Raw genomic sequence first — 3,367 nt, 5'->3', positions numbered from 1 at the left:
CGCTCATGGCATGGGTGACATGGAAGGTATGGATCATTCAGGCATGTCGAATATGGAAGGTATGGATCACTCCAATATGCCGGGAATGAGCGGTGACGATGCTGGTATGGAAGGCATGGATCACTCTAATATGGAGGGGATGGATCATTCCAACATGGAGGGCATGGATCATTCTAATGTGGGCGGCATGTCGGGCGAGCAGGCGAAAGTCGGCGAAAACGGCATTCTCATTGCCGGTGAAGCCCAGCCCGGCTCTCGCTACGACCAGGCGGGCATAGGCATCGACCCCAACGAACGTCGAGTACTCGTCTACCGCGATCTTAAAGCCTTCACGCCATGGCCTGACCGCCGCGAACCAGGCCGTGAGCTTGAGCTGCACCTGACCGGCAACATGGAACGTTACATGTGGTCGTTCGACGGCAAGAAGTTTAGCGAAGTGACCGGCCCAATCCATTTTGTGAAAGATGAGCGGCTGCGCCTAATCCTGATCAACGACACCATGATGGAGCATCCTATCCACCTCCACGGTATGTGGATGGAGCTAGAAAACGGTCAGGGCGAGCTAATTCCGCGCAAACACACCTTGAACGTTAAGCCCGGCGAGCGGGTTTCGGCACTGATTACGGCAGATGCTGAAGGCAGTTGGGCGTTCCATTGCCACCTGCTTTATCACATGGATGCCGGAATGTTCCGCGTTGTTCAGGTTTCTTAAGGAGGCAGTATGAAAACTAAGCTTTATTTTACTGGCATTAGCTTAGCGTTTGTCATGACCACCGCTGCCCATGCGGAAGATGGTTACGACGCGCCGAAAGATTGGCCAGCGCCCACGATGGAACACAATATGGGTATGGCGCTCTTTGATCGTCTTGAATATAGCGTACCCGATAACGGCGAGGAGGCCGTCGTGTGGGACTTTCAAGGCTGGTATGGCGGTGATATCAACCGTGTTTACCTGAAGTCAGAGGGCGAGAATGTCCAAGGCGACGGTGAAGATGCTGAGTTTGAATCCCTGGAACTACTCTATAGTCGCCTAGTGGCTGATTTTTGGGAGTTACAGGGGGGTATCGGTTACCAAGGCGGTGTGTTCTCCGATGATCACGCCGAACGCACCTATGGGGTTGTCGGCCTACAAGGTGTGATGCCCTACGGCATTGAAACCGACGTTGCTATGCAAGTGAGTGAAGATGGCGACGTGGCCGCTAGTTTTGAGGGCGAGTACGATCTGCGCCTGACACAGCGGCTCTACCTACAGCCGCGCACCGAAATTGCCGTAGCTGCCAGCGAAGTTGAGGAATTTGGTGTGGGTGAGGGCCTTAACTCAGTGCGTGTCGGCATGCGCCTGGGCTACGAAGTGACCAGACGCTTTGCGCCTTACGTGGGCGCTTACTGGGTAAAAGAGTATGGCGATACCGCCGACCTATCTCGTGCTGGTGGGAATAATACCGAAGATACCGGCGTGGTGGCAGGTGTCAGGTTAATGTTTTAAATCGTTAAGCACTCTATAACTTGCGCCACCGGAAGGTGGCGTTTTTTTTGCTAATAAACCACTAAATTCAGCTTCAATTCATACTCTAAGGTTATTATTAAATTGTAAATAACCAACGGAGTAAACCACCATGAAAATTAAAGCAATTGTTTTTAGTGCAGTAGTAGCAAGTATCTTCTCTACACCTGTATTAGCGAGCTTAGGCAATACAACACAGGATCTTCCCTTACTAGAAAGAGGCGTATCTTCTACACAGATGCTTGCTCAGGGGCAATCGAAGCGTTTCAATATTAACATTGAACAAGCGACTACACTGAAAGTAGCGAGTGAGCACTTCCCAGGTTTTACCAGCACTGGCAACCGCATTTCAGCTGTGCTTTATGACAAAACTGGAAAACAAGTAGCAGAAGCGTCCAGTCCACGGGGTCACTTTGAACTTGTTCGTCAGCTGCAACCGGGCAATTATCAGCTTGAGGTGACAGGTAGCTCAATGGGGGGCACTAAGGAAAATAGCAATAACAGTTATGAACTACATGTCGCTTACTAAGCGACATTATTAATTATAACTAATTCAAAAGGGGTTCGCAAGCGAGCCCCTTTTAGATATTAAAAAAAGCAAACACCAACATTTGAAAGCCTCAGTTAATGTATATAACCCCCTAGAAAATGACGCCCAGCCGAAGCGCTCGCCCCGGCTGGCTTGAAGCTTAGCTGGCCATTGCGGCACATTCTTCAGCGCAGCGATGACAAGCTTGAGCACACTCTTGGCAGTGAGGTGCATCATGTTTTGCACACTCATCACCACATTTCTTACAAATGTCGGCACATAGACGGCAGATCTCGTGTGCAAACTCACTTTCTTGTGCCATAAATGAGGCAGCTAACCGACAAATTTGAGCACATTGCATGTTAAGGCGAATACATTCCGCCATCATTTTTACGTTGTCTTCTTTTAGGCACTCAGTTGCACACTTGTCACAATAAGCAGCGCATACGTGACAAGCTTCAATGCAGTTTTCATATTTTTTTAAGTCCATCTCGGTTCTCCATTTTTTAAACCATATTTTATTTACCATAGTTTCTGCTTGGCATGATAAAGCTAGAACAACCCAAAAGAAAAATCAAGGAAAGGTAATCTGATAGATACTCACGAAATATAAAGATAAACCAGGTAGCTGTGCGTTACTTGCCATAATTTTTATTATTCAGCTAGGATTCAGGAAGGCCTACTATAATAAATGTTTTTTTCAAAAAAACACTGAAGCGTTCGCTGCGCTTGTACGTTACCTCGCCACGAGCTCCTAATTAAAGTAATTAGGTGAAGAACTAAATTAATAGTGAAAGCAATTAAGCTCTAAGCATTATAAAAATAATCTCCTTTTAGGAGACTAGCTCAGCCTAATCAGCTTCCTAAGGAGTCAGTATGAAAATTAATCTCTACTTCTCTGACGGCCTGGCTACCCCAGGGTCGCCAGGGAGGGGAAAAGGTCAACCATGATACTTGAAAGCCGTGTCATATACCCCGTAACGATAGCAATACCCATCAGGATCACAATCGTGCCCGCCACGGGGCGAGCATAGGCACTCCACCTTCCCAGGCTTTGCCGATGCAGAGCAAATCGGTTAATCAGTAAAGTGCTGGCAAGAAAAGGTAGCGCCAGTCCTGCCGAGTAGGCACTTAGATAAATCATTCCAGCCTGGGCACTAGCAGCATTAGACGTGGCCATCAGAATAGCGCCTAGTATAGGGCCGATACAGGGGGTCCAACCGATGGCAAAAGAGACCCCGAACACTGTCGCCGACAGCGGGGAGCCACCCTGGACATTGGGTGTGAACTGAAAGGTACGCTGGAATAGCGGCAATCGGAACACGCCGGTCATA

Annotated in this window: 5 protein-coding genes; 3 read left to right on the top strand and 2 right to left on the bottom strand. The window is 48.5% G+C overall.

Annotated features, from left to right (window positions below; translation table 11 throughout):
• The 3 genes from CXF87_RS11740 to CXF87_RS11730 form a co-directional block, all read left to right on the top strand.
• Window positions 1-712: multicopper oxidase domain-containing protein (locus CXF87_RS11740; protein WP_157826523.1), on the top strand; the 712-nt coding region annotated here is incomplete at its 5' end.
• A 9-nt stretch (window positions 713-721) separates the two neighbouring features.
• Complete coding sequence (locus tag CXF87_RS11735) at window positions 722-1,486, top strand: copper resistance protein B (RefSeq protein WP_008957453.1); 765 nt, start codon at window positions 722-724, stop codon at window positions 1,484-1,486.
• Window positions 1,487-1,616: 130 nt separating this feature from the next.
• Window positions 1,617-2,033: a hypothetical protein gene (locus CXF87_RS11730; RefSeq protein ID WP_139041537.1), complete on the top strand. Its 417-nt coding sequence runs from the start codon at window positions 1,617-1,619 to the stop codon at window positions 2,031-2,033.
• A gap of 160 nt (window positions 2,034-2,193) precedes the next feature.
• Here CXF87_RS11730 and CXF87_RS11725 read toward each other — a convergent pair whose 3' ends face one another.
• Both CXF87_RS11725 and CXF87_RS11720 read right to left on the bottom strand, forming a co-directional pair.
• Complete coding sequence (locus CXF87_RS11725) at window positions 2,194-2,562, bottom strand: four-helix bundle copper-binding protein (protein ID WP_232774902.1); 369 nt, start codon at window positions 2,560-2,562, stop codon at window positions 2,194-2,196.
• A gap of 381 nt (window positions 2,563-2,943) precedes the next feature.
• A partial coding sequence (locus CXF87_RS11720) for a cytochrome c biogenesis CcdA family protein (RefSeq protein ID WP_232774901.1) occupies window positions 2,944-3,367 on the bottom strand: 424 nt, incomplete at its 5' end.

Origin of the sequence: Halomonas sp. MES3-P3E (genome assembly GCF_002836035.1) — a bacterium.
GTDB classification, from domain to species: domain Bacteria; phylum Pseudomonadota; class Gammaproteobacteria; order Pseudomonadales; family Halomonadaceae; genus Vreelandella; species Vreelandella arctica.
This window is presented reverse-complemented; position numbering and strand designations above follow the sequence as displayed.